This window comes from Alkalihalophilus pseudofirmus OF4, assembly GCF_000005825.2.
Taxonomy (GTDB): domain Bacteria; phylum Bacillota; class Bacilli; order Bacillales; family Bacillaceae_D; genus Alkalihalophilus; species Alkalihalophilus pseudofirmus.
Genome location: NC_013791.2, coordinates 2,605,792 through 2,629,030 on the forward strand (window position 1 = coordinate 2,605,792; position 23,239 = coordinate 2,629,030).

A 23,239-nucleotide genomic window follows, 5' to 3' on the forward strand; every position below is an offset into this window, starting at 1 on the left:
ACTCCCTTGCTATGCAAGGGAGTTTTACATTTAGGCGTATTAAGCTGTTGCACCGCCGCCAGCGATGATTGAAATAATAGTCATGACTGAGAACCAGCCAAAAACAGCAAGCGACAATGCCGCAAACCCAACTGCGAAGAAATTTTTTCTACGCATTTCACGAACGATGCCAACTGCAGATAAAATCGCTACTAATAGAAATGTAATTGCTAGAAACATTAGGTCTCACCCTCCTTATGTATGTATCTCAGTACCCAGTTTGTACATCTTATTATAAACAAATCCAACTCTCTAAACAAGAGGATATTGGGTCCTGTTCATTTTATCAACCTGTACAAATACGTTAAACAAGCCAGCCTGCTTATAAAATTCACTTATTTGCCTTAAGTATACTTAAGATACAATATAAATGGTAAACAAAACGTTACATAGCTGTGAACTTTTTATCTAACCATATGCACATACATTCTTTTGAAAGATAATCTGTAAGATAATAAGATTGGTGTAAGAAAAGTGTAAGATGGTAAGATATGAGTATGGTATTACATTTCAAATACATATTATGTAGAAAATACTGGAGGAGATCATATGAACTGGACTCAAATTCCGTTAGGGCCTTTGCAGACAAATGCCTATGTATTAATGAACGAAAAAAAGGAAGCTGTGATTTTTGATCCCGGCGGCAATGGACCGGAATTCATTAAATGGCTAAACGATCAACAGATTAGCCCGATTGCTATTTTATTAACTCACGCCCACTTTGACCATATTGGTGCCGTAGATGAAGTAAGAGAGGCTTTTAATTGCCCTGTATATATTCATGAAGCTGAAAAGGATTGGCTCTCTGATGCAGCTAAAAATGGATCAGGCCGTTTTTTAGGAAATGCTTCAATTACAGCCTGTGCAGCTGATGAGATCATTCAAGAGGAAAAAACCATTCAGCTCGGCTCTTTTTCATTCGATATTCTCTATACACCAGGCCATTCACCAGGAAGTGTTTCTTATTATTCAGCAACCGAAGGGGTAGTATTCTCTGGAGATGCCCTCTTTAAGCAAAGCATTGGACGCACAGATCTTCCAGGAGGAGATCATAACCTTTTGCTAAAAAGCATTCATTCGAAGCTGTTAGAACTTCCTGAGGAAACCATTGTAGCATCAGGCCATGGCCCTGTAACGACAATTGGCGAAGAAATGGATGGAAATCCTTTCTTATCAGGGTTTTAATAAATTCTTAAAATGATAAATTTAAAGGGAATAGAAAAAAACGTTGCTCACTAAAGGGGCAACGTTTTTTGTGCGCATATGTACCTGGTCTTAGTGACCTCCAAAACTTGGTACTAATAAGAAAGTGGAATAGTACGTGAAACCAACGAAGAAAATCGTTAAGTACGCACCGAAAATGTAGATATACACACGTTCTGATAAGTTTAAATAGCTTAGTGCTAACAATGCACCTGTTTGGGCAAAGAATAGCAAAGCCATGTTAAGCATATCACCAACGAAGAACAAGACTGAGAAGATCCCTGTCCAGAAAGCTAAAACACGAAACATGCGCTCCATTTGCTTACTCCCTCCTTCTTTTTGCAATCACTATCCGTCAATAGGAAGTCATAGTGCTAGTTATCAAATTATAGAGTACAAACTTATTATATACGAGATAAACTTTGATTGTAAATGCTTGATCGGTGGCAAATCTGTGTCACCTCTATTTATTTCGACAACTACCAGCTATAATGCCTCTAAAATCAGGAACATTTCCCCTAAACTTTACAGCTGCTTTTTCGATTTCCTTTTAAATAACAGACTGATTGCAAAAGGAATAATCCCGAAAGTGCGATACGCAAACGGCGGGCGTTCTGCTTTTCTTGCTTCACGCTCCTGTTTTCTCACTTCCTTTGGTTGATCAAGCCTTAACACAAGCTGCTGTGTGATAAATTTAATGTACTCATTTAATGACATGGCCATCACCTCAACGATTATTCGTTTTAGTATAGCCGATTTTCACCTTATTTAAGCATAGCTGACTTCAACTCAGCAACGATTTCAAGAATGGACCTCCCTGTAGTGTCTAAGTGGATATCTGCTTCTTTATATAACGGCAAGCGGTCTTCGTACATGGATTGAATATCACCTTTAGATTTCTCTTTAAGCAACGGCCTAGAATCATCATTAGACGTCCGGCGAATAACTTCTTCGATGGCACAGTCTAGAAATATCACTGTTCCAGACCCTTTCATAATTTGTCGATTTTCCTCTTTTAGAATGATCCCGCCGCCGGTTGTAATTACAGCTTTTTTTTGAGTTAACTCTCTTAATGCTGCCGTTTCAAGACTCCTAAAAAGCTTTTCTCCCCCTTCATTAAAAATTTCTTTGATTTTCTTTTGTTGATCTTCTTCAATCCATTGATCCGTATCGATAACCTGATATCCTAACGCTTTGCCTAAAGCTTGGCCTACCGTTGTTTTACCAGAACCCATAAATCCAGTAAGATAAATTCGATCATTCATCACGTTTGGAAACCTCCCAATATTCTTTAATGCTTTGATGGTAGGGGTCGTAATAAAACTGCGCTCTACGTACATGGGTTGAACCCAATAGTTCTGCAGTTGCAGCGACCTGCCATTCCGTCTCACTTTTACTCATTGTAATAAGTGTAACGGTACCATCCTCGTATGAAAAGAATAAAGTTGAGTTTTCTGTACTTGGTGCGTGAACGATAAAGTCTACGAGACCTCTTTGAATCAATGTATCACCCTTTAATATGAATTGCTGCTCAACAGCAAACCTCTTCTCCTGGAGATATACATTCGTTTGTACCGTCAAACCAAACAACAGGAATGTGCATATAATTAATACAATAGGGTAAACAAAGCCTCTATCATTCCTCATTTATAAACTCCTTAATACACACCATACATCGGCATCATCGATCTGCTCATGGCCTCTCCATTTATAAGAGTCACCGTACATCGATATTTCTTCTGCTCCCGCTCACAATAAAAAGATTGAACATTATACAACATTGGTACATATCCGCTGTTGTTTGAGAATCGTCTAATTTGGCCGGTGTCAAGTTGTCTATAACTTACTTCCGTGTCATCCCCTTTAATTAAAACCACCTCTCTCCCCTCGATTCTAATTGTTCTGGATTCCTTCACTTCATCCGTTAATTGATTAAAAAACACCATCAATTCTAGCTTTTCATGAGTCTCGTGATTTTTTGTATGTTGTATGACTCCCATGATGGTAGGAAAGACAAACACAAGAACGCCTAAAATGCTTAAGACAAGCAAAATCTCGAGTAACGTAAAACCTTGTTCATTTTTTCGCATAGAGACACCTATGATATCGCCTTTTATTAGCACCCGTATAGGCAACACATACTTCATACTCTCCTGAAGTTGATCGCGTCTCCTCAACAGTCATCCACAAAGGTGCTGTTGGAGTCTCTACACCTGTTAAATAATTTTGTATCGACTCTCTAAGTTGTTCACCTGCCAAGTTTTCCTGTTGTAAAGTTAAACGTTCATTATAAACAACAACAGAGGCGGGCAGAATTGCTAAGGTGCAAACAGAGAGAAGTGAGAGAGCGAGAATAACTTCCATCAAAGTAAAACCACTAGAGTTTTCGATAATGCACCCTCCCTTTTCCAAGAAGGATTGTATAGGCATATTTCTCTTTTTGGATATCCAAATGCATTGTACCAGAATAGCGCGGGTTTCCATTCTCCAAAAATTGGATTTGTATGCCAGGAAGACTATGTGAAGAAAAGACCATGTTTTCATCGGCGAAAGGCCTAACTAAATAAACCTTGCTTCCAAAAATCCGGTACTCTTTTTGAGGTCCAAAAAATTTAATCGTGACGATCTCACCGTGTGACATTGCTAAATGCTGGGCTAAAAGGATATCTTCCTTAAATTGATCGGCAATTTCTTTTGTTTTATAGGTGTTCATGGAAGTGGGAAGGTAAATAATAGGAAGAAGAACTAACATGGAGAGAATAGAGAGAGTAATTAAGAGCTCGGTTAAGGTGTACCCAGCTTGAGAGTATGTTGACTTATCCTTCAACAACTTTACCGTTTTCTATCTTTAGCGGAGCACCGTTTGGACATACCGTTGTTTCAATATAATCGGCCGTTTCAAGCACATCGAGGCTTGCTGGCTTTTCTTTTGTTTCAATTTCATAGGCGTGTACCTGTGTCTGCAGGAGTTTAATCGTTGCATCACAACCTTTTGAGCCTGCAACTTCGTTATTTTTCACCATATTCGGGATAGCAATTAAGAGGAGGATCGAGATGATCATTAACACGACAAGCATTTCAACAAGGGTAAAACCACGTTCGTTGGATAGAAGCTTTTTCATTTTTCATCACCTCAAAGATAGGATATAATACGAGGAGCTGTACAGGGGGGATCTTAAACACTTGCCTCCTTTCATGAGTCATTATTTGCTATTATTAGACATAGATCATCCAAAATCCTTCTAAAAGATAAAAAAACTTTCTGAGATATCGAATCAATTAAAGTGAGGTTATTATGCAAAAAATTTTAGTCCTCTTTATTCGTGGTTATCAAAAATTCATTTCCCCTTTGAAGCCCCCTACATGCCGATTCTACCCTACCTGCTCTCATTATGGTATTGAATCCATAAAACGCTTTGGGGCCTTTAAGGGAAGTTGGTTAACAATTAAACGCCTAAGTAAATGTCATCCTTTTCACCCTGGCGGTATTGATTTAGTGCCTGAAAAAGAAAACGAAAAAGAGACGAGAAACAGCTAGCTATACCCATAAGGGAATAGCTAGCTGTTTTATTTTCATTTCATGTTGGCTTATCTATTTACTCTTTACTTGCTGTTAAGCGCCCATCTGACCTATAGGCATAAATGGTATATCCTAAGGATGCACCACTCGAACATCTAAAAAAGAAGCTCCCCTATAATGGACAGCTTCTTCTATGTAGTGCGGGTGAAGGGAGTCGAACCCCCACGTCATAAGACACTAGATCCTAAGTCTAGCGCGTCTGCCAATTCCGCCACACCCGCGTATGAAAATGGTGAGCCATGAAGGACTCGAACCTTCGACCCTCTGATTAAAAGTCAGATGCTCTACCAACTGAGCTAATGGCTCAAACTAAATGGTGACCCGTACGGGATTCGAACCCGTGTTACCGCCGTGAAAGGGCGGTGTCTTAACCGCTTGACCAACGGGCCATTCATAAAAGTGGCGGAGAAGGAGGGATTTGAACCCTCGCGCCGCTTGCGCGACCTACACCCTTAGCAGGGGCGCCCCTTCAGCCACTTGGGTACTTCTCCATGGCTCCACAGGTAGGACTCGAACCTACGACCGATCGGTTAACAGCCGATTGCTCTACCACTGAGCTACTGTGGAATGGTGGGCCTGAGTGGACTCGAACCACCGACCTCACGCTTATCAGGCGTGCGCTCTAACCAGCTGAGCTACAGGCCCATGGAAAAATGGAAAAGCGGGTGATGAGAATCGAACTCACATCATCAGCTTGGAAGGCTGAGGTTTTACCACTAAACTACACCCGCATATTAAAATAATCGTTGCTTTATTCAGTTCTCGCCAAATACTATGTCTCTTCCTCTTCTAGCAACTGAAGAAGTTAAATGTGTCGAGACAACTCGCAGATAATACATAGTAGTATTGCTCGTGGCTGAGGTTTTACCACTAAACTACACCCGCATTTGAAGTAAATAAATGGTGCGCCCTGAGAGATTCGAACTCCCGACCTTTTGATTCGTAGTCAAACACTCTATCCAGCTGAGCTAAGGGCGCAAATATAAAAGCGGAAGACGAGATTCGAACTCGCGACCCCCACCTTGGCAAGGTGGTGTTCTACCACTGAACTACTTCCGCAAAAATGGCTGGGCTAGCAGGATTCGAACCTACGCATGACGGAATCAAAATCCGTTGCCTTACCGCTTGGCGATAGCCCAAAACTAAAAATGGGGCGACTGATGGGAATCGAACCCACGAATGCCGGAATCACAATCCGGTGCGTTAACCACTTCGCCACAATCGCCATCTTAGTAATAAATGGTGGAGGGGGACGGATTCGAACCGCCGAACCCTGAGGGAGCGGATTTACAGTCCGCCGCGTTTAGCCACTTCGCTACCCCTCCACTATATTGTTTTTAAATGGCGGTCCGGACGGGACTCGAACCCGCGACCTCCTGCGTGACAGGCAGGCATTCTAACCAACTGAACTACCGGACCATTTTGGTTGCGGGGGAAGGATTTGAACCTCCGACCTTCGGGTTATGAGCCCGACGAGCTACCGAACTGCTCCACCCCGCGTCGTTTTAAAGTAGTATTTACTATTCAAGAAAATATGGCGGAGGAAGAGGGATTCGAACCCCCGCGCGGTTTAACCCGCCTGTCGGTTTTCAAGACCGATCCCTTCAGCCGGACTTGGGTATTCCTCCGCGATATATGGTGGAGCCTAGCGGGATCGAACCGCTGACCTCCTGCGTGCAAGGCAGGCGCTCTCCCAGCTGAGCTAAGGCCCCATATGTAATGCGATAAAAAGTGATTGCCTTTTCTATCGTTGTTTTTTCGCTCACCAGCGACGTTTAATAATGTACCATGAATCGCAATAAAAATACAAGCCTTTTTTGAAAAAAAGTTATATTTTTTTAAAAAGGCTTGTAACTTAAGGTATTCGCCCTATTGCAGAGAGCCAATCATTTGAAACATAGGAAGCATAATACCAAGGAATAAAATAAAAATAAAAGCTCCAATTAAAATAAAAATAAAAGGTTGTAAGTAATCCATCACTTTGGTTAACTTCTCTTCTAATTCTGAGTAAATCAATGTACTGAAATTTTCTAGATCTTCTCCTAAGTAGCCCGTCCTCTCTCCATTCTCGATGACAAAACTTAATTCTTTTATAAAATAATCTTTTTCTTTTACTAAAAGATAAAATGGTGTGCCAAGTTGCAGTTCAGACTTGATTTTAATCACTTCTTGCTGGAAAAATAGCAGATGATTTTGTTTTTCGAACAGAGATAATGCTTGTTGAAGGGAGGTTCCTGAGAGAAGAAGACGTCCTATTTGAAGGGAGAAAAAATAGGTGCTTAATTGTTTTACGATCTGATTGACAAAGGGAGTATTTAATAAAAACTTCATTCTTCTACTTGGCGGCCACTTTTTCTTAAACAGAAATATATAGAATAAAGAAAACACTATTAAAAGGATTGTTGCTGCTCCTATGTACGGGATAGCTGTTAGAGAATGCAGAACAATAGTAGTTAACAGCGGAGGGTCCCCCTGCATTGTTTCAAATAAAGAATTAAAATGAGGAACAACAAACAAATGGAGTACAATTAGAACGACGAAACAAATCCAGACAAGCATTACTGGGTACCTCAACAGCTTATACATTTGATGTTTCGTAACCTGCCGCTTTTCTAATAATGTTCCAGCTTGTATAAATCCATCACTTACCTGTCCATGATATTGATAAAAATAAAGAAATGAAATCACATCTCTTGGAACCGGCAATTGAGAGAAAGACTGATGAATTTCTTGACCATTTTTAAGAGATGCCTGCACTTGTGTGAGGGGGACCGAAACTTCTTTTGGAAGATGTATAAGCATAAATGATAAGGCGTGGTCCATAGAATATCCTTGCTTTAACAACTTCCCTAAAAGTTTGAATGATCTTGCATACACCATTTGCTGATTACCGTTAAAAATAGATGTTTGCTTATGAGTAACCCGATCATTCACCCCTCCCCACCCCTTTCACACTCGTTTGTATAACCCAGAGCCCAAGCCTTTCTTAGTTGGTTTTCTAAAGTATTTGCCTCTCTTGTTAAACCCTTGTTCACCATCTTTCTAATTTGCTCGTTATGATCAAACGTATAGAGGGAACCACGATTATAGATAGGCATGTGATTAAAAGACTCTACTTCCATTCTTACCTTGCTTTGACGATTAACTAAACACTGACAGATGACTGCCTGTAATCCTTCACATACATCTTGTTTAGACACACCAAATTCCAACATCCTTAATACGGCTGAGTAATTATTATTTGCATGCACAGTCGCAAAAACAAGATGTCCTGTCAAAGCTGCTCGAACGGCTAATTTAGCCGTTTTTTCATCTCTGATTTCTCCAATCATAATGACATCTGGATCATGTCTTAAAGCTGCCTTCAACCCAATATCAAAGGTAATACCTGCCTTATCATTTGTTTCAATTTGTATAAGATAATCAAGAGTTCTTTCAACGGGATCTTCGATGGTAATAATTTTTTTGGAAGAGGTATAGAGGATTTCTTCTAAACATGCGTATAAAGTGGTTGTTTTACCAGAGCCAGTTGGTCCTGAAATTAAACAAAGTCCTTGCCGGAGAGTAGTGATATATTGGAGTTGTTGAACATTCGATGAAAGGATCGGGAGATGTATTAATTCTTTTTTTCGCTTTTGAGGTAATAGCCGCACTGCTAAACTTTCTTTAGAACGTGTAGGGAGGGTTGATAGTCTGAGATCAATTTTTTCTTTTTTCACAACAATTGTCATCGCATTACTTTGAGGAAACCGCCTTTCTCCTATATCCATGCCACAATGATACTTTAAGTGCCCAAGCACTCTCTCACCTAACATAAGAGGAATCGATTTATAATCGTACAAGGTACCATTCATTCTAAACTGAATGAGCCATTCACGTTCTAGAGGGACTAAATGGATGTCGGTGGCATGTACACTTACTGCTTCTTCAAACATGGCCATACTTATTTTTTCTACATCATACAAATCTCTCTCTCCTCTCGATTTAAAAGATCAATGTAAAAAGAATAATTATAAGGAACGTTATTCAAAGTGATTCAATATGATTATTCTTTCGATAAGAACAGTTATTCGATATTTTTTTTAAAAAATCCTGCAATAAAGATGAATAAACGAACAAAATCAGGTTACTCTATAAGTACAGAGCGATGGGCTATAGCCAAGTGGTAAGGCACCGGACTTTGACTCCGTTATTCGCTGGTTCGAATCCAGCTAGCCCAGTATATCTAAGAAGTGGACATGAAGCATTCATGTCCACTTTTTTATCATTTGTTCATGACTTATGCATAGGTTTGTATAGAACAACCTTATAATTGCAGGTGGTGACAATGAATATTTTACATGAATTTAAAGAATTTGCTGTTCGTGGAAATGTGATTGATATGAGTGTTGGGGTCATTATCGGCACGACATTTGCAAAAATTGTAGAATCTTTTGTTGAAGATGTGATCATGCCTCCCTTTAGTGTGCTGTTCGGACAAGTTGATTTTTCTAATCTATACCTTAATTTATCGGACCGTCGCTTTAATTCATTCGCCGAGGCTGAAGCTGCCGGAATTCCCATGCTTAAATATGGTATGTTCTTAAATCACATTGTTCACTTTGCCATCGTAGCTTTCATCTTATTTTTATTTGTCAGGCAGATGAACAGAATCAGAAGGCCGGATGAAGATCCGTTAATCGATATGAAAACAAAATTATGTTCTTATTGTTTCAAATCCATTGCCTATAAAGCACGCAGGTGCCCACACTGCACATCAAATTTAATTCAACGTTCAAACAGTAAAAATGCCGAAAACTTAAATATTTCTAATCCAACACATACTCTCCCATTAAAAACAGTTATTAAAAAGCGTTCAAAATAATAAGCGTTCAAAATCTTGATGATTTTGAACGCTTCTCTTTTGATTTTTTTGTTTTAATTAACGTTTGTGAAGGCTGCTTCCGTATCCATTTGATGTATTTTTTTATTTGCTCATCATCTTTTAAACGTGGGATTGTATCAAGCCGAATAGCAAGTTCTACATTTGTATAGAGTGCATGTATTTGTTTATGACAAGGGATGCACAGCAATGCCTTTTCTAAATGTGCTCCCCCCTCCTCCCTTGGAGTCAGGTGATGAACCGTAAGCTGCACGTTGTCTCTCTCACACAGTTCACATGTACCTACTCTTAGTTTCTTCAAAAGTTCATTCTCCTTTTTTATATAATCTACTCAATTTAATCTACTCAATTTAATCTACTCAATTTAATCTACTCAATCAGGGTAGTATTCTATTCCCAGCTTAATACTCTATAAACCGCCGTCTTCTTTCATTTGTCTATATTGGATATATGCGATAAAGATAAAATTCAGCCCAACAAGAGAAGCGATAAACGCACCAAACAAAAACTCCTGATTCAAAAGCCAATGATACCCAAACAATAAAATAGATAACAAGGTGACAATTACTCCTGCTGAAAAGAATGCAATCATTTAAATTCCTCCTTTTAATAACTTATTTTCCTTTATGAAAAAAAGTCCAACTCTCCTCTTAAATCTGCTAGGATAGAAAAGTGGTTTACAACGTGAAACAAAATGTAACGACAGTATTAATAAATCAACATGATTGAATTTGGTTAATGAAGTAAGGAGGCTTTGATGTGAAAACAGCCTTATATAAACAAAAAGTCATTCAGCTGTCTTCAATCGAACGCAGCCAATGGCAACAAATGTATAATGCTAGTATTCGACAAGAACTAACTTGTATGCATTGCGGGGAGCCTTTGCGCATCTATATCGGCATTCATGAGGCACCCTTTTTTATTCACCCGCCTACTTCTCTTGATTGTCTTAAAGAAGTAGCAGCCTATGAGCGAGAGTCTCAAAAAAAACAAAGCGATCGTACAGAAACATCTTCTCTCAACGGTTTTAAAATGCCTGTCAGAAGAGAGATCTCTTCTTCTGGCAATGAATCATCTGCAACAGACCAGTGGAAACCGCCAGAACCAATAAAAGCCATTCCTACTTTCACTGCTCACCATAAGAGCGGCCATGAAGAATACACAGGTTACAGAGCGATCCTTAAAGAACAAGGTATTTCATTAGATGATCAGCAATGGAATGCTGCTACTACAACGGAAGGACCGCTGCTTATTTTAGCCGGAGCAGGAAGCGGGAAAACCAGAGTACTAACAACTAGAGCTGCCTATATGCTTACAGAGAAAAATTATTCACCAAAACAAATGATATTAGTCACTTTTACAGCAAAAGCAGCAAAAGAAATGAAAGAAAGAATGACAATTTATCCTGGGGTCACAAAAGGTGCCCTTCAACAGTTAGTAGTTGGAACCTTTCATAGCATCTTTTACAGAATGCTCATGCATTATGACTTTGAAAAATGGAACAGCCAGCATTTATTAAAATGGGATTGGCAAAAAGACCAGATATTAAAAGAGGCTGGCCGAGAGATCGACTTAGATGAAAAGGAATTTGCATATGACCAGGCACTAACTCAGATAAGCTGGTGGAAAAATCATATGCAAAACCCCAACGAAATTAAGCCTAAAGATATATGGGAAGAGCGCGCGGCTTACTTATATAAGCGTTATGAACAAATGCGGACCAGTAAACGTTTGTTTGATTTTGATGATATGCTATTAGGCTGCTATGATCTCTTAACAACAAATCAAGCATTGCTTGAACGCTACCAAGAACGCTTTGCCTATGTCTCTATTGATGAGTTCCAAGACATTAATAAGGTGCAGGTTGAATTAATTACTTTACTTACAGAAACTAAGCGGAACCTTTGTGTGGTAGGAGATGATGATCAATCAATCTATGCCTTTCGCGGGAGCGATCCTGATTATATTCTCAATTTCAAAAGCGATTACCCTGAAGCAAAAGTATGTGTTCTCGATCAAAATTACCGTTCTACCCATCCCATTGTTGAATCAGCTAATAATGTCATTACAACTAATAAAACTCGCTTTAATAAACAGCTCCATGCCCAGCACACCGATGAGAATGCACCTGTTCTCTTTTTCCCTTATGACGAGGAAGAGGAAGCAACAATGATCGTGAATGATATTAAAAGCAGAATAAAAAATGGCGCCGAGCCAAGTGATTTTGCTGTGTTGTTTCGAACAAATGTGACGTCACGCGCTTTATTTGAACGAATGGTAACTTCAAGCCTGCCAATTTCTATTGAAAGTGACGGGGATTCATTTTACCGTAGAAAAGCAGTTCGTAAAGTTCTCGCCTACTTGCAGTTGTGCATCAATCCTGATAACGGACAGGCTATACAAGACCTAATTGGAGCTCTATTTTTAAAGCAGCAAGTCATTCAAGATTTGAAAGCTCTCACAATTACGGAAGATTGTTCGTTTGTAGAGGCGCTTACTCACTTAAGCGGTCTGCCTAACTTTCAACAAAAGAAGCTGCAAAAACTTCCTGAACAATTTAAACAAATCAAAAAGAAGACACCCGTTGAGGCCATTGCCTTTATTGAACAAGAAATGGGCTTGAAGGATTATCTCAAAAAGCAAGGAAATGAAGGAAATAAACTCGATCGCGGGTCAGATGATGTACGTGATTTAAAAGTGGCGGCTAGACAACATGAAACGATAGAAGCTTTTATTCAACATGTTGATCATATGATTGCCAAACAAGAGGAAGCTAGAAAGATGCCAGCCGAAAAAACGGCTGTTCAATTATTAACGATTCACCGTGCGAAAGGACTGGAATATAAACATGTTTATATCCTAGGTGCAAATGAAGGTTCGCTTCCCCATGATTACGCATTAGATGCTTGGCGTGAAGGTGATGACAAACCTCTCGAAGAAGAACGGCGTTTAATGTATGTAGCTATGACGAGAGCTAAAAATACTCTAGCCATATCTGTACCGACTATGAGACGCGGTAAAAGAGCTCATTCATCAAGGTTTGTAAGAGAGGTGAAGAAGATGGCTCGTACCCAATCGAAACATAAGATTCCTTCTTTAATTGGAGGTAAGAGATGAATAAAGGGATTATAGAAAAAACGGAAAAATGGGTAAAAGCTCAATTGATCAACGAAGAATCAGGCCATGATTGGTATCACATTTTACGTGTGACAAGAACTGCTCAGCAAATTGCTAAAGAAGAACACGCTAACGATGAGATCGTCACTCTTGCTGCATTGGTACATGATTTAGCTGATGATAAAGTTGCTCAAAACGAAAAAGAGGCTTTAAAGAAAATAGACGAGTGGTTTAAAGAGAATGGTTTAGGTGATGAGGCGATCGCACAAATTATCTCTATCATAACCACGATATCCTTTAAAGGAGGCAATGGGCAGCCAGTCTCCACTTTAGAAGGAAAAATCGTGCAGGATGCAGACCGTTTAGATGCACTAGGTGCGATTGGTATTGCTCGCACGTTTGTGTATTCAGGACATAAAGGACAGCCTATGTATGACCCTGAATTACCTGTTAGAAATGAAATGTCCATAGAGGAATATCGACACGGGAAATCATCGGCTGTACACCATTTTTATGAGAAACTCTTAAAGCTGAAAGATCAAATGAACACTACAACTGGCATGAAATTAGCTGCCCGGCGTCATGCCTTTATGGAAACATACCTTGAACAGTTTTACCAAGAATGGAACGGCCGATAATAGTGTGCAAACCTCCTTCCTAAATGAAGGAGGTTTCTTTCATATTGTCGAATATCCTATTAGCCCATACATATAGCCAGTTTGTATGGCATAGTATTTCTATAGAGATCCAATAAGCTGGAGGTGTATGTCATGCAAAAGCATCTAATCTCTAAATCAAAGCTTACTCCTGTTCAACTACAGCAACGACTAATTTACACGGAATCAGAATTAGCGAAATACAAACAAATCGTCAATAAATACCAAAATGACTATCATTATAGTTTAATTGATCAACTGCAGGCAGAAAATAAGCAGCTAAAAAAACAGTACGCAAACTCATTTGATCTTGAGAACAAGGTTAGCGAGCTAACTAAAAAACTTGCACTAGCAGAAGAAAAAATCGCAAGGTACGAAAGCACTGGACCTTATTCAACCAGATCTTCATTTGTTAATCAGGAGAATACAGAGGACCACCCAGAACTCGTTGAAAATCAAGGTGAAATGACCATTGAACGAAATTGGTTTCACCGCAGTTTAATGAATCATAAAGAAGAAAATGAATAATGGAAATAAAGCCAGCTGACAGGCTCAGCTGGCTTTATTTATTTTCCAAACAATTTATTTCACTTGTTACTTCGCTCTGCCGCAACAGCCTTTACTTTTTTTAGTTGAGGACTTTTTTATGGTTTTCTTACCGAACGCTGCTTTTGAAGATGGCTTTGGCTTTGCATTAAAAGAAGCAGATGACTTTGGACGTTGTTTCATCGCACTCTCCCCCTTTCCTTTTATAGACTATGAAAGGAGTGAAAGATTCGCTTATTCTTTAAGCTTGTTTATAAGAATCTCTCTATTCAGCTTTTTGCTGACTTACACAAACGCCCTTTTTCGAATTTACGCTTATAAATAAACACAATTTTGGCGGGCTGTCATACTATACAGTAGTCTGAAAACCTAGTTACCATCTTCTTTGTGGTAATAAGGTGAAAAAATAGGAGGTATACTGATGAGTCATAAAAAACACAATGTGTGTATTAATGCAAAGAAAGTATTTGACTGGGTTATTCGTCCAGTTAATGTTTCAGAGACTTATAGTGGAAAGCAATTCTTTAAGTTAACAGATTGTCCAATGGATCTATGCGATACGGACGGATGCTTTGGTACAGATTTCACTGCTGATGTAAAAGTATTCGATGTTCAGGCAAAAGAGCTTCCTCAGTCTGGCGGCAGAGAAAAAATGAAAGTGACTATTAACGGTGAAACAGTTACACTGCATAAAGTTAGAATCCTTGTAACATTTAAAGTGAAAGTTAAGATTTTAGATGGGGATTCAAAAGTATGCAGTACAGAAGATCCAATCGATTTCTGCACTATTGAAACCTTCTATTTATGCGCACCAAAAGGAACATGCGTAGATGCGACGGTCCTAGATGGTATGGCTGACGCTGAGTTTTTCTGTTGTAATAATACGCCAACTCTTACACTTAGTGCAGATTTCTGCTTAGACGTTCAAGTGACAGATTTTGTGAAACTTGAAGTAGAAGCATCATATTGCAACCCTCGTGATGAGTTCCCAATTAGTGATGTCATGGTGTGTGAGCCTTTAAAAGAACCAAAACAATGTCCACATGTTTTCCCAGGTAAAAAACCTAAGTGCTAATGCCATTACCTTAGAATCGAGCAAACAGTTGACTAACTGTTGCTCGGTTTTCTTTATTCTTCCGCATGATTTATAGGTGTGTACATAAAGATATAAAAGGAAATTCTGGACTTAAGGAGTGATGGTCATGACAAATTTTTCATCACCTACCCCAAAGCTATATTCTCATCAAGATAAACTAAAGATGACTTATTGCACTGAAGAAATCAAAAGAATTAAAAGCAACGTAGCTAAACAAGAAAAGCAGATCCAAGATCTAAAGGAAACCGTCACCTCTTTAACAGAAAAAATACAGGAAGCTGAACGTTCGATTCCTCCACCTATTACTCACGAGGCCAGTCAACTATCAGCAGGATGCAGCAGTTTTTTTTCTTACTCGATTCTTATACCCAAAACCAATGAAGAAGATCCCATTACGATTATCGGCAGCTACACCATCACGAATACAGGAAGCGCTGCTCTTCATGAGCCTGTTATCTGCCTTGAAATCAGCCCTTCTGCTGCCTGTAACCTAACTGGAAAAATCAATTATCGACCTGTTTCTCAAACTGAACAATACATCATTTCAGACGATTATCTAACATGGGAGTTTACAGAAGGCAGTTCCCTGCAGGAAGCAAGAAAAAGTGGACTCTATTGGTTGAAGCCTGTTTCAAACGTTCAATTAGAAATAAACCAGTCTCTTTCTTTTTCTCCATTAGAACTTCAGATCTCTAAAAAACATGTAGAGGATGAAATAACCGTACGAGGATATGTCATTTGCAGGGAAATTCCTGAAGGCCAGGCTGCAATAAATTCCATTTCATGTAAACTTTCCTGAAGGCCAAAAGACAGCTGATGACGCAGCTGTCTTTTTAGGTCATTTGTTTAACGAAGGTTTCAATAAGTGCAGCCACTCCTGCTATAGCTAAAACATATATAACGGGAGTGAAAATGACCGGAAACAAAACAAAACCTGCATATAACAAAATGGAGGCCCAAACCCCAAAGCACCAATAACAATTTAATAAGTTTCCGATCCATTTTTGTATACCGCTGCCTTTCCCTTCAATATATTGATAGACTTCCCCGTTTTCATCTATCTCTTCTACCACTGCCGTAAAAGGTTTTCTAATAAAGTCTGTAATTTCATCCAATACGATTAAATGAGTAAACCTGAAGACAGCAAAAGAAAGTAAAAAAAATTCAAATAATGATACTATATAATTCTCCATCTCTCTGCCCCCTGCATCTCTTCTTTACTTATACATACGCAGAAAAAGCTGTAGTGACATTAAAATTGTCTTAAAGACAAACACCCATTTTACAAATAAACATAGGCTACCATATAGACTTTGAAAACATAGCTTGAGAGGAGAGCTACTATGCATTACTATTATGATCACCATCAAGATGACATTTATCGTCAGCAGCCATCTGTGCAATTTCTCCCCCCATCCGTTATTGATCAATATGTAAATCAGTGGATCACAACATCTATCCCAGGATACGGCCAAGTCATTGCGTATGTGACTGACTTTAACCGGCGTAATGGAATGGTTTCTATGTTCATTTATCAGGCTCCTTACTATCAGCCTCAGTTTATTCAAGTTCATAACAGTGATTTAGTTGGAATTGCTCCATATTACGGGCCGATCCCACCACGCCCACATCAAGGCCCTGGTCCAGGGCCACAACCAAGACCACCACGTCCTAGACCTCCGTTTTTCCCTTGGTGGTTCTGGGGAATCGGTGGTCAGGGAGGTTTTTATGGTCAGCAATCAGGCCAAGGAGGCTTTGGCAGCCAATCTCCCGGACCTCGTTAATTAACAAAAAAGCAAGCACCATAAACAGGTGCTTGCTTTTTTTGATTAGTTATGTTCTTAAAGGGATAATGTATTATACCCGCTATCTACATGTAGAAGTTCTCCCGTTATCCCACGAGAAAGATCACTCATTAAAAATAATGCTGTGTCCCCTACTTCTTCTTGTGTTGTAGTTCTACGTAATGGGGCACGTTCTTCAATCTCTTTTAAAACATCATTAAAACCGCCAATTCCTTTAGCTGCTAACGTACGAATCGGACCAGCTGAGATTGCATTAACACGAATATTTTCCTTTCCTAAATCATTCGCTAGGTATTTCACACTTGCATCTAGAGAAGCTTTTGCTACACCCATAACATTATAGTTGCGAACAACTCTTTCTCCGCCTAAGTATGTTAACGTCACAATACTTCCACCCTCAGACAATAGCGGACGCGCTGCTTTCGCTACAGCAGTTAAAGAGTATGCACTGATGTTTTGAGCAAGGAGAAACCCATCACGAGTTGTGTTTAAGTACTCTCCTTCTAACTCTTCTTTATTGGCAAAAGCGATACAGTGAGCAATACCGTGGATTGTGCCTACTTCTTCTTTAATCTTAGAAAACGTTTGGTCTATTGCCGCATCATCCGTAACATCACACGGCAGAATTAAATGATCTTCACGGTCCAGTGTGTCCATCAAACTGCGCACGTTTTTCTCAAGTCTTTCACCAGCATATGTAAATATTAATCTAGCTCCTGCACTTGCGAGTGACTGAGCAATTCCCCACGCGATACTTCTTTTGTTTGCCACACCCATTACAACATATGTACGATCTTTTAATGACAACTGAATCATTTAATCTCCTCCGTTATAGGTAGTTATTAGTACCAAGTACTAATTATTATATCATACCTCTCCACTACTTGGTACTACCTTAATATCTCTTTCAACAAATTGAGATCTTATCCCTTCTTTGTTTCTATATTTCGTAAGATAAATGCACAGTCCGGGCATTCATAGATGATGTTTTGATTTGACTGAGCAGTTAGTAAATGTCTAATTTCTTTCTTATTATGACATTTAGGACATATTATAAGCGGCTCCATAGGTCATCCCTCCTTCTCTTCTAACATTCCCAATTAGAGAACATTATACAAATTAGGTCTATCGTCTTATTTTCTCGAATTAGTATAGCTAATGTTTTGACAATTTCAACGGAATAAAGCTAAACTTTAACTGTACATTAGTACAACAAAACTTAAACACTTTGTATAAGGAGGTGACTTTTTTGTTGGAAGGCTTTCAAAACAGTAATTATCATACAAAAATAATCAAACACGAGGAGATGATTTTATGTTGAAAAAAGGATTCATTTTATCATTAGTCGGGGCCCTAACCTTATCATTTGGAGGTGCAGGACTGGCTGCCGACCATGGGGATGATGAAGCGAAAGTTCGTGTTGTACACGCCTCGCCTGATGCACCAGCTGTAGATGTTGTATTAAATGGAGATGTTGTTGTGGAAGGGGCCGATTTCAAAGCGGCAACTGATTACCTTCATGTTCCATCAGGAGATCATGAGGTAGAAATCTTTGCTGCTGGTACGGTTGAAGAAGAAGAACCAGTGCTCTCTGCTACACTATCTGTTGAAGGCGGAGAAGCTTACACAGTAGCCGCTGTTAATACGGTTGAAAATCTTGAGCTTTCTATTATTAATGACGAACAAATGACTACATCGGGACAAACGAAAGTACGAGTTGGACACTTTTCTCCTGATGCGCCAAATGTAGATGTAGCAGTAGCAGGCGGGGATGTATTGTTCGAAGATGCACCTTTTAAAGCTGTTACTGATTATTTAGAAACAGCACCTGCTACATTTGATCTTGAAATCAGAGTTGCAGGAACAGAAGATGTTGTGCTTGAGCTTCCAGCGACTGAACTTAAAGCAGACATGCTTTACAGTGTATTTGCAGTAGGATTTGCTGATGGAGAACCTGGACTTGATGTCATTGTATTAAGTGACATGTCACACGAAGCGATGCCAGCTGAAATGCCTGCTACAGGGATGGGCGGTGCACAAAACAACACTAGCTTCATGCCAATTTTATTTGCAGGAGCACTAGCACTCGGGGCAGCTGTCTTTTTTCTTAACATTCGTCGTAAACAAGAAGCGTAATTTACTAATCATTGTTGCTCTCAGCACGTTCATTGTTAGCGGGTGCAAGCAGACTGATATAGCTGCTGAGCCACCTCCCGCTCTTACAACGAACGATTCACCTGCTCTCAATCAAGCGGCCACACAAGAGAAAGTAAAACCGTCAGCCATACAACACCAATCAGGGATTGTGCCGGCATCCATCTCTATTCCAAAGATCGAGATCGAAGCTGACGTTTTAGAGGTCGGATTGAATGACGAGCGGCAAATGGAGATTCCGGACGACCCATTTGAAGTGGGCTGGTTTCAACCGGGGGCCAAACCCGGCAGTCAAGGTAGTGCAGTACTTGCAGGTCATGTGGACTCAAGAACTGGTCCAGCCATATTCTTTCATCTCAATCAGTTAGAGGTTGGCGATCAAGTGTATGTAACCGACCAAGAAGGCCAGACACTCGAATTTAAAGTGACAAGTATGGAAATTTATCCGTACGATGACGCTCCAATCGATCAAATCTTCGGTTACACTTCTGCTAAGCGTTTAAACTTGATTACGTGTACAGGTGAATTTGACAGAGTAGAGCGGACACACCGCGAAAGGTTAGTCGTGACAACTGAACTTGTTAGTCAATAATAAGAAGCTAGGCCTTGAATCGGCCTAGCTTCTTTCTTCTTATTCTTCGTAAGATTTATTAGATAACATTGTTCTGGGTACATCTGTTCCTCTAGATCCACGCAAATCAACCGGTTCCCTATCTGGTGGATAAATCATAATAAAGCTCTCTGGCTTCGCTACAGCAAGCACTCGAGGCAGCCGCTCTAACTGCGGATGCCATGCAAGAGTACCTCGTCTTGCACTTAATACAGCAACTAGATCATCTTTACGCAGCTGCGGCATAAAGGAGTGGTGTAATTCATTCCATGTAGGAACACCGATCACTTGAAGTTGTACATCAGGTTTCACCTTGTCAAACATCTTCTCATAGCTTTTTGTCTCATCATGAATCACATAAACAGTAATGATCGCTCCTATTTGACTTGCAAGCTGCTTAGCTGTACGAATGGACTCATACGCGGCCCTTTTATGGTCAAAACCTGAAGGAATAATAACGACAAGTCTTTTCGTCGTATTTAAAGGGTGACCCAGCTTAGACACTAAAATCATTTGGTTCGTTCTTTCAAGCAATTGATCTAATATCCCTCCAAACATCCGCTGCGGGGTCGATAGTTTACCATTCCACCCTATAACGGCTGTAGTGATCCTAGACTCTTGCATAGCCCGGATCATACCTGAAGTAATATTCGGATCCACGCGTGTTAACATCTGCATAGGCACCTCAGCGCCAGCGGCATAGCTTACCGCTTTACTAAGAGTTTTCTCTGCTTGAATGATTTTCTCAGGAGCCTCTTCCCCGCGCCCCTGGGCAACGGATAATGTATATAGTGGCTCAGGTGAATTCCCTCTAATAATAAAAGCAAGCTCAAGCAGGGATTCCATCGTTTTTGGATTGGCTACCGGCACTAGCACTCTTTGCGGTGCCTCTGACGGCTCATACGGCCGCTGCTCTTCCTTTAGAGCAATCTTGCGGGCATATACTTCAACCATATATGGACCGATCATACATGTCACTAAGATCATGACGATCACTGCATTTACAGTAGCCTGATTAAACAAGCCAAGGTCATAACCGACTAATGTCGCAGCTAATGTTGCAGCTGCCTGCGGAATCGATAATCCAAACATCAGCTTAATTTCGTCGGACGAATAGTGATAGATTTTACCTGCAATCCATGCAGCTAAAAATTTACCGCTAATAACAAGTGTCACAACAACAGCTGCCATAAGCCATGCAGACGGGTCCGACAATAATATACTTATATCCATCAGCATTCCAACTGATAATAAGAAGAATGGAATAAATAAAGCATTACCTACAAATTTGATTCGATTCATCAATGTACCCTGCTCAGAAATAAATCTGTTTAACGCAAGACCAGCAAGGAATGCCCCTATAATAGGTTCTAACCCTGCTATTGTCGCAAAATAAGCTGATACAAACAGAACCGTCATTACAAAGATAAATTCAAGTGCTCCTTCACTGCTCAATGTACGGAAGAAAAATTTAGCTACAATCGGTACTAATATTAGTACCGCAGCTACATAAAGTGCAAGAGATACGAGCAGGATAAACCAGAAATTAGCTGTTAGTTCACCTTGAGTAGAGCCTGCCACTACCGCTAAGATAAGAAGGGCTAAAGTATCCGTCATAATCGTCCCGCCAACAGTGGTCGTTACCGATTTATTCTTCGTTATCCCAATACGGCTGGCAATAGGATAGGCCAGCAGCGTATGTGAACCTAACAGCGAGCCAAGTAAGATGGCGGCGGCTGTAGAATAACCAAGCAGGTAAACAATAATGGTTCCAAGTATAAACGGGATAGTAAATGACATAGAACCGAAAAACAAGCTTCTTGTACGATATTTTTTAAATCCATCTAAATCAATCTCAAGACCTGCAATAAAGATAATATACAGAAGTCCAACTGTTCCAAGTAATACAATGGTTGGGTCGCGATCAAGCATCCCAAGACCATTAGGACCAATAATGACCCCGGCTAAGATTAAACCTATAATTCCAGGAATACGCAATTTCGCCATGATTAACGGGGCAATTAAAAAGACAACCATAGCAATAGCAAAAATAAGGACGGGATTCGTCACGGGTTGTTCAAACAAAATCAGCACACCTTTTATTTTTATTTATCCTAACCATCTTAAAGAAAGCATCTCTTCATTGTCAACGAAGAGCTAAAATGTATACCCTTACATTTTTTATTGAAATAGAGATAGTTTGTATATCCTTATCTCGTATGGAAGGATTTATGCTAAAATGCATGTATTCTTTCATGTCTTAAAATGATTATTAAGGAGTGAAATCTTTGAACATAGATTGTATTGGCGATGTGCACGGGTGTTATGAAGAATTGGTATTACTGCTTAAAAAATTAGGATATCAAAAATCTAATACAAGCTTTGCCCATCCACACGGACGAAAACTTGCTTTTGTAGGAGACCTCACAGACAGGGGTCCTCATTCACTAAAGGTCATAAAATTAGTTTATAGCTTAGTGAAAGATGACCAAGCGTATTATGTACCTGGTAATCACTGTGATAAACTGTATAGATTCTTTCTAGGTAGAAATGTCCAGCAAAAACATGGTTTAGAGACAACCGTTGCAGAATTAAATAACGTATCAAAAGAAGAATACAGCCAAATCCGAAAAATGTTTCTTTTTCTTGTTGAGAAGTCCCCTCTATACCACGTTTTGGATAGCGGAAACCTTGTTATTGCTCATGCCGGGATTCAAGCCAAGGATATTGGCCAAACAAATAAACGGGTCAAGACATTTGTATTGTATGGTGATATTACAGGTGAAACAAACCCTGATGGCACTCCTGTTAGAAGAGATTGGTCAAAAAGTTATAATGGACGTGCAGTTGTAGTCTATGGGCATACGCCAGTCAAAGAGCCGCGCTTTTTGAATCACACAGTAAATATTGACACAGGCTGTGTATTCGGGGGCAAGTTAACCGCTTTAAGGTACCCTGAAATGACGACAGTACAAGTACCTTCTTCTATGCCGTATGTCGAAGAAAAGTTCCGTTCATTTACTTAAACTTATATAGTCATCACTGATTAAATTAGAAAGGAAGTTGGAAAAGATTGAAAGCACAAATGAAAATGAAGCTAGAAATAAAGTCCAAAGTGAAATGGTTCTTCCTATTGCTTATCTTCCTATTATCCGGCTGCGGTCCGTCTTTAGAAGTGATAATTGATGAAGAAGCGACTCGTTTAATTGTGGATGAGGAACGATCATTGCTCACAATTTATACGCGTTTTGAAAATCCTACTGCTATTCCTTCAGGGCCATTAAGTGTTCAGTTTCATATAAATGATGAAAATCTTTTAGACCAACTAGACCAAGAATCTCCTTTCGCATTCATGGACCGTGAAGGAAACCTTGAAACATTCAATATAAAACCGAATGGAAGTTATTTTATTTCTGAATCCTTCGCTTATCAAGTTGAAGAGCCGATCGATGAATTACAGGGATTGATTGAAGTAGCTGTGTTAGACGAATCTGAAACGGAACTTGCACGAATGACTGTAAACCAAGTGACTACAGAATAAAAAAAGCATC

The 23,239-nt window shown here is 39.7% G+C and carries 31 protein-coding genes and 17 tRNA genes; 14 read left to right on the forward strand and 34 right to left on the reverse strand.

Annotation, left to right across the window (positions count from 1 at the left end; translation table 11 throughout):
- Positions 1–39: 39 nt before the first annotated feature.
- Positions 40–219, reverse strand: a complete 180-nt coding sequence (locus BPOF4_RS13175; protein ID WP_012959684.1) for a DUF2759 domain-containing protein — start codon at positions 217–219, stop codon at positions 40–42.
- Between the two features lie 369 nt (positions 220–588).
- On the opposite strand from BPOF4_RS13175, the gene BPOF4_RS13180 reads away from it, so the two are divergent.
- Positions 589–1,224 (forward strand): MBL fold metallo-hydrolase, encoded by a 636-nt coding sequence (locus BPOF4_RS13180; protein ID WP_012959685.1) that lies wholly within the window; start codon positions 589–591, stop codon positions 1,222–1,224.
- Positions 1,225–1,314: 90 nt separating this feature from the next.
- Here the strand turns inward: BPOF4_RS13180 and BPOF4_RS13185 are convergent, their stop codons facing one another.
- From BPOF4_RS13185 to comGC, 8 genes are all read right to left on the reverse strand, one after another.
- The gene (locus tag BPOF4_RS13185; protein ID WP_012959686.1) at positions 1,315–1,560 is read right to left on the reverse strand and encodes a DUF2626 domain-containing protein; all 246 of its coding nucleotides are present in this window, start codon (positions 1,558–1,560) and stop codon (positions 1,315–1,317) included.
- A gap of 207 nt (positions 1,561–1,767) precedes the next feature.
- Positions 1,768–1,959 (reverse strand): YqzE family protein, encoded by a 192-nt coding sequence (locus BPOF4_RS13190; RefSeq protein ID WP_012959687.1) that lies wholly within the window; start codon positions 1,957–1,959, stop codon positions 1,768–1,770.
- Between the two features lie 47 nt (positions 1,960–2,006).
- Entirely contained in the window at positions 2,007–2,507 is a 501-nt protein-coding gene (locus BPOF4_RS13195; RefSeq protein WP_012959688.1) for a shikimate kinase, read from the reverse strand.
- Entirely contained in the window at positions 2,500–2,889 is a 390-nt protein-coding gene (gene comGG, locus BPOF4_RS13200; RefSeq protein WP_012959689.1) for a competence type IV pilus minor pilin ComGG, read from the reverse strand. Before comGG ends, BPOF4_RS13195 begins: the two co-directional genes overlap by 8 nt.
- 11 nt (positions 2,890–2,900) lie before the next feature.
- Positions 2,901–3,332 carry a competence type IV pilus minor pilin ComGF gene (comGF, locus tag BPOF4_RS13205; protein ID WP_041822484.1) on the reverse strand — a complete coding sequence of 144 codons (432 nt, stop codon included), beginning with the start codon at positions 3,330–3,332 and terminating at the stop codon, positions 2,901–2,903.
- A complete protein-coding gene (locus BPOF4_RS22240; protein WP_420796445.1) occupies positions 3,319–3,726 on the reverse strand; it encodes a type II secretion system protein in 408 nt (135 codons plus the stop codon). Before BPOF4_RS22240 ends, comGF begins: the two co-directional genes overlap by 14 nt.
- Positions 3,620–4,072 carry a competence type IV pilus minor pilin ComGD gene (comGD, locus tag BPOF4_RS13215; protein ID WP_012959691.1) on the reverse strand — a complete coding sequence of 151 codons (453 nt, stop codon included), beginning with the start codon at positions 4,070–4,072 and terminating at the stop codon, positions 3,620–3,622. The genes BPOF4_RS22240 and comGD overlap by 107 nt, the downstream gene beginning before the upstream one ends.
- Positions 4,059–4,364, reverse strand: a complete 306-nt coding sequence (gene comGC, locus BPOF4_RS13220; RefSeq protein WP_012959692.1) for a competence type IV pilus major pilin ComGC — start codon at positions 4,362–4,364, stop codon at positions 4,059–4,061. The genes comGD and comGC overlap by 14 nt, the downstream gene beginning before the upstream one ends.
- A 173-nt stretch (positions 4,365–4,537) precedes the next feature.
- Here comGC and yidD point away from each other — a divergent pair, with 173 nt between their 5' ends.
- Positions 4,538–4,780, forward strand: coding sequence for a membrane protein insertion efficiency factor YidD (gene yidD, locus BPOF4_RS13225; RefSeq protein ID WP_012959693.1), 243 nt, complete (start codon positions 4,538–4,540; stop codon positions 4,778–4,780).
- 181 nt (positions 4,781–4,961) lie between these two features.
- Here yidD and BPOF4_RS13230 read toward each other — a convergent pair.
- From BPOF4_RS13230 to comGA, 18 genes are all read right to left on the reverse strand, one after another.
- Positions 4,962–5,043 (reverse strand) — tRNA-Leu (locus BPOF4_RS13230).
- 9 nt (positions 5,044–5,052) lie between these two features.
- Positions 5,053–5,128 (reverse strand) — tRNA-Lys (locus tag BPOF4_RS13235).
- Positions 5,129–5,136: 8 nt separating this feature from the next.
- Positions 5,137–5,211: transfer RNA gene (locus BPOF4_RS13240), tRNA-Glu, on the reverse strand.
- 11 nt (positions 5,212–5,222) lie between these two features.
- Positions 5,223–5,313 (reverse strand) — tRNA-Ser (locus BPOF4_RS13245).
- 1 nt (position 5,314) lies between these two features.
- Positions 5,315–5,389, reverse strand: a tRNA-Asn gene (locus tag BPOF4_RS13250).
- Position 5,390: 1 nt separating this feature from the next.
- A tRNA-Ile gene (locus tag BPOF4_RS13255) sits at positions 5,391–5,467 on the reverse strand.
- Between the two features lie 15 nt (positions 5,468–5,482).
- Positions 5,483–5,553, reverse strand: a tRNA-Gly gene (locus BPOF4_RS13260).
- 170 nt (positions 5,554–5,723) lie between these two features.
- A tRNA-Arg gene (locus tag BPOF4_RS13265) sits at positions 5,724–5,800 on the reverse strand.
- Positions 5,801–5,809: 9 nt separating this feature from the next.
- Positions 5,810–5,881, reverse strand: a tRNA-Gly gene (locus BPOF4_RS13270).
- A 5-nt stretch (positions 5,882–5,886) separates the two neighbouring features.
- A tRNA-Gln gene (locus BPOF4_RS13275) sits at positions 5,887–5,961 on the reverse strand.
- Positions 5,962–5,971: 10 nt separating this feature from the next.
- A tRNA-His gene (locus BPOF4_RS13280) sits at positions 5,972–6,047 on the reverse strand.
- 15 nt (positions 6,048–6,062) lie between these two features.
- A tRNA-Tyr gene (locus tag BPOF4_RS13285) sits at positions 6,063–6,147 on the reverse strand.
- Between the two features lie 17 nt (positions 6,148–6,164).
- A tRNA-Asp gene (locus BPOF4_RS13290) sits at positions 6,165–6,241 on the reverse strand.
- A 4-nt stretch (positions 6,242–6,245) separates the two neighbouring features.
- Positions 6,246–6,322: transfer RNA gene (locus BPOF4_RS13295), tRNA-Met, on the reverse strand.
- Between the two features lie 35 nt (positions 6,323–6,357).
- Positions 6,358–6,450, reverse strand: a tRNA-Ser gene (locus tag BPOF4_RS13300).
- An 8-nt stretch (positions 6,451–6,458) separates the two neighbouring features.
- A tRNA-Ala gene (locus tag BPOF4_RS13305) sits at positions 6,459–6,534 on the reverse strand.
- Positions 6,535–6,691: 157 nt separating this feature from the next.
- Positions 6,692–7,756 carry a competence type IV pilus assembly protein ComGB gene (gene comGB, locus BPOF4_RS13310; RefSeq protein WP_012959694.1) on the reverse strand — a complete coding sequence of 355 codons (1,065 nt, stop codon included), beginning with the start codon at positions 7,754–7,756 and terminating at the stop codon, positions 6,692–6,694.
- Complete coding sequence (gene comGA, locus BPOF4_RS13315) at positions 7,753–8,787, reverse strand: competence type IV pilus ATPase ComGA (RefSeq protein WP_012959695.1); 1,035 nt, start codon at positions 8,785–8,787, stop codon at positions 7,753–7,755. The genes comGB and comGA overlap by 4 nt, the downstream gene beginning before the upstream one ends.
- A gap of 183 nt (positions 8,788–8,970) precedes the next feature.
- Here comGA and BPOF4_RS13320 point away from each other — a divergent pair.
- A tRNA-Gln gene (locus tag BPOF4_RS13320) sits at positions 8,971–9,042 on the forward strand.
- A gap of 107 nt (positions 9,043–9,149) precedes the next feature.
- Positions 9,150–9,686, forward strand: coding sequence for a large conductance mechanosensitive channel protein MscL (mscL, locus tag BPOF4_RS13325; protein ID WP_012959696.1), 537 nt, complete (start codon positions 9,150–9,152; stop codon positions 9,684–9,686).
- 7 nt (positions 9,687–9,693) lie between these two features.
- On the opposite strand, the gene BPOF4_RS13330 is transcribed toward mscL, so the two are convergent.
- Together BPOF4_RS13330 and BPOF4_RS13335 are read right to left on the reverse strand one after the other, a co-directional pair.
- Positions 9,694–10,005, reverse strand: coding sequence for an HNH endonuclease (locus BPOF4_RS13330; protein ID WP_012959697.1), 312 nt, complete (start codon positions 10,003–10,005; stop codon positions 9,694–9,696).
- A gap of 108 nt (positions 10,006–10,113) precedes the next feature.
- Positions 10,114–10,296, reverse strand: a complete 183-nt coding sequence (locus tag BPOF4_RS13335) for a hypothetical protein (protein WP_012959698.1) — start codon at positions 10,294–10,296, stop codon at positions 10,114–10,116.
- A gap of 167 nt (positions 10,297–10,463) precedes the next feature.
- Here BPOF4_RS13335 and BPOF4_RS13340 point away from each other — a divergent pair, with 167 nt between their 5' ends.
- The 3 genes from BPOF4_RS13340 to BPOF4_RS13350 all read left to right on the forward strand — a co-directional run bounded on the left by BPOF4_RS13340 (position 10,464) and on the right by BPOF4_RS13350 (position 14,005).
- Complete coding sequence (locus tag BPOF4_RS13340; protein ID WP_012959699.1) at positions 10,464–12,821, forward strand: ATP-dependent helicase; 2,358 nt, start codon at positions 10,464–10,466, stop codon at positions 12,819–12,821.
- Complete coding sequence (locus BPOF4_RS13345; protein ID WP_012959700.1) at positions 12,818–13,459, forward strand: HD domain-containing protein; 642 nt, start codon at positions 12,818–12,820, stop codon at positions 13,457–13,459. The genes BPOF4_RS13340 and BPOF4_RS13345 overlap by 4 nt, the downstream gene beginning before the upstream one ends.
- A gap of 132 nt (positions 13,460–13,591) precedes the next feature.
- A complete protein-coding gene (locus tag BPOF4_RS13350) occupies positions 13,592–14,005 on the forward strand; it encodes a hypothetical protein (RefSeq protein ID WP_012959701.1) in 414 nt (137 codons plus the stop codon).
- A gap of 66 nt (positions 14,006–14,071) precedes the next feature.
- On the opposite strand, the gene BPOF4_RS22800 is transcribed toward BPOF4_RS13350, so the two are convergent.
- Positions 14,072–14,206, reverse strand: a complete 135-nt coding sequence (locus BPOF4_RS22800; protein WP_012959702.1) for a hypothetical protein — start codon at positions 14,204–14,206, stop codon at positions 14,072–14,074.
- A 238-nt stretch (positions 14,207–14,444) separates the two neighbouring features.
- On the opposite strand from BPOF4_RS22800, the gene BPOF4_RS13355 reads away from it, so the two are divergent.
- Together BPOF4_RS13355 and BPOF4_RS13360 are read left to right on the forward strand one after the other, a co-directional pair.
- On the forward strand, positions 14,445–15,098 hold the full coding sequence (locus BPOF4_RS13355; RefSeq protein WP_012959703.1) for a BMQ_0737 family morphogenetic spore coat protein: 654 nt from the start codon (positions 14,445–14,447) through the stop codon (positions 15,096–15,098).
- 127 nt (positions 15,099–15,225) lie between these two features.
- A complete protein-coding gene (locus BPOF4_RS13360; protein ID WP_012959704.1) occupies positions 15,226–15,918 on the forward strand; it encodes a hypothetical protein in 693 nt (230 codons plus the stop codon).
- A gap of 34 nt (positions 15,919–15,952) precedes the next feature.
- Here BPOF4_RS13360 and BPOF4_RS13365 read toward each other — a convergent pair whose 3' ends face one another.
- Entirely contained in the window at positions 15,953–16,312 is a 360-nt protein-coding gene (locus BPOF4_RS13365) for a DUF1360 domain-containing protein (RefSeq protein WP_012959705.1), read from the reverse strand.
- 150 nt (positions 16,313–16,462) lie between these two features.
- Between BPOF4_RS13365 and BPOF4_RS13370 the strand changes: the two genes are divergently transcribed.
- A complete protein-coding gene (locus BPOF4_RS13370; RefSeq protein ID WP_012959706.1) occupies positions 16,463–16,903 on the forward strand; it encodes a hypothetical protein in 441 nt (146 codons plus the stop codon).
- A 57-nt stretch (positions 16,904–16,960) separates the two neighbouring features.
- Here BPOF4_RS13370 and fabI read toward each other — a convergent pair whose 3' ends face one another.
- Both fabI and BPOF4_RS22470 read right to left on the reverse strand, forming a co-directional pair.
- Entirely contained in the window at positions 16,961–17,737 is a 777-nt protein-coding gene (fabI, locus tag BPOF4_RS13375) for an enoyl-ACP reductase FabI (protein WP_031311576.1), read from the reverse strand.
- 110 nt (positions 17,738–17,847) lie between these two features.
- The gene (locus BPOF4_RS22470) at positions 17,848–17,991 is read right to left on the reverse strand and encodes a hypothetical protein (RefSeq protein WP_012959708.1); all 144 of its coding nucleotides are present in this window, start codon (positions 17,989–17,991) and stop codon (positions 17,848–17,850) included.
- Positions 17,992–18,238: 247 nt separating this feature from the next.
- Here BPOF4_RS22470 and BPOF4_RS13380 point away from each other — a divergent pair, with 247 nt between their 5' ends.
- Together BPOF4_RS13380 and BPOF4_RS13385 are read left to right on the forward strand one after the other, a co-directional pair.
- On the forward strand, positions 18,239–19,060 hold the full coding sequence (locus BPOF4_RS13380) for a DUF4397 domain-containing protein (RefSeq protein ID WP_012959709.1): 822 nt from the start codon (positions 18,239–18,241) through the stop codon (positions 19,058–19,060).
- 169 nt (positions 19,061–19,229) lie between these two features.
- The gene (locus BPOF4_RS13385; protein WP_012959710.1) at positions 19,230–19,670 is read left to right on the forward strand and encodes a class F sortase; all 441 of its coding nucleotides are present in this window, start codon (positions 19,230–19,232) and stop codon (positions 19,668–19,670) included.
- A gap of 39 nt (positions 19,671–19,709) precedes the next feature.
- On the opposite strand, the gene BPOF4_RS13390 is transcribed toward BPOF4_RS13385, so the two are convergent.
- Positions 19,710–21,773, reverse strand: a complete 2,064-nt coding sequence (locus tag BPOF4_RS13390) for a cation:proton antiporter (protein WP_012959711.1) — start codon at positions 21,771–21,773, stop codon at positions 19,710–19,712.
- 203 nt (positions 21,774–21,976) lie between these two features.
- Between BPOF4_RS13390 and prpE the strand changes: the two genes are divergently transcribed.
- Both prpE and BPOF4_RS13400 read left to right on the forward strand, forming a co-directional pair.
- Positions 21,977–22,714: a bis(5'-nucleosyl)-tetraphosphatase PrpE gene (prpE, locus tag BPOF4_RS13395; protein ID WP_012959712.1), complete on the forward strand. Its 738-nt coding sequence runs from the start codon at positions 21,977–21,979 to the stop codon at positions 22,712–22,714.
- 47 nt (positions 22,715–22,761) lie between these two features.
- Positions 22,762–23,229, forward strand: a complete 468-nt coding sequence (locus BPOF4_RS13400; protein ID WP_012959713.1) for a hypothetical protein — start codon at positions 22,762–22,764, stop codon at positions 23,227–23,229.
- The last annotated feature ends 10 nt before the right edge of the window (positions 23,230–23,239 follow it).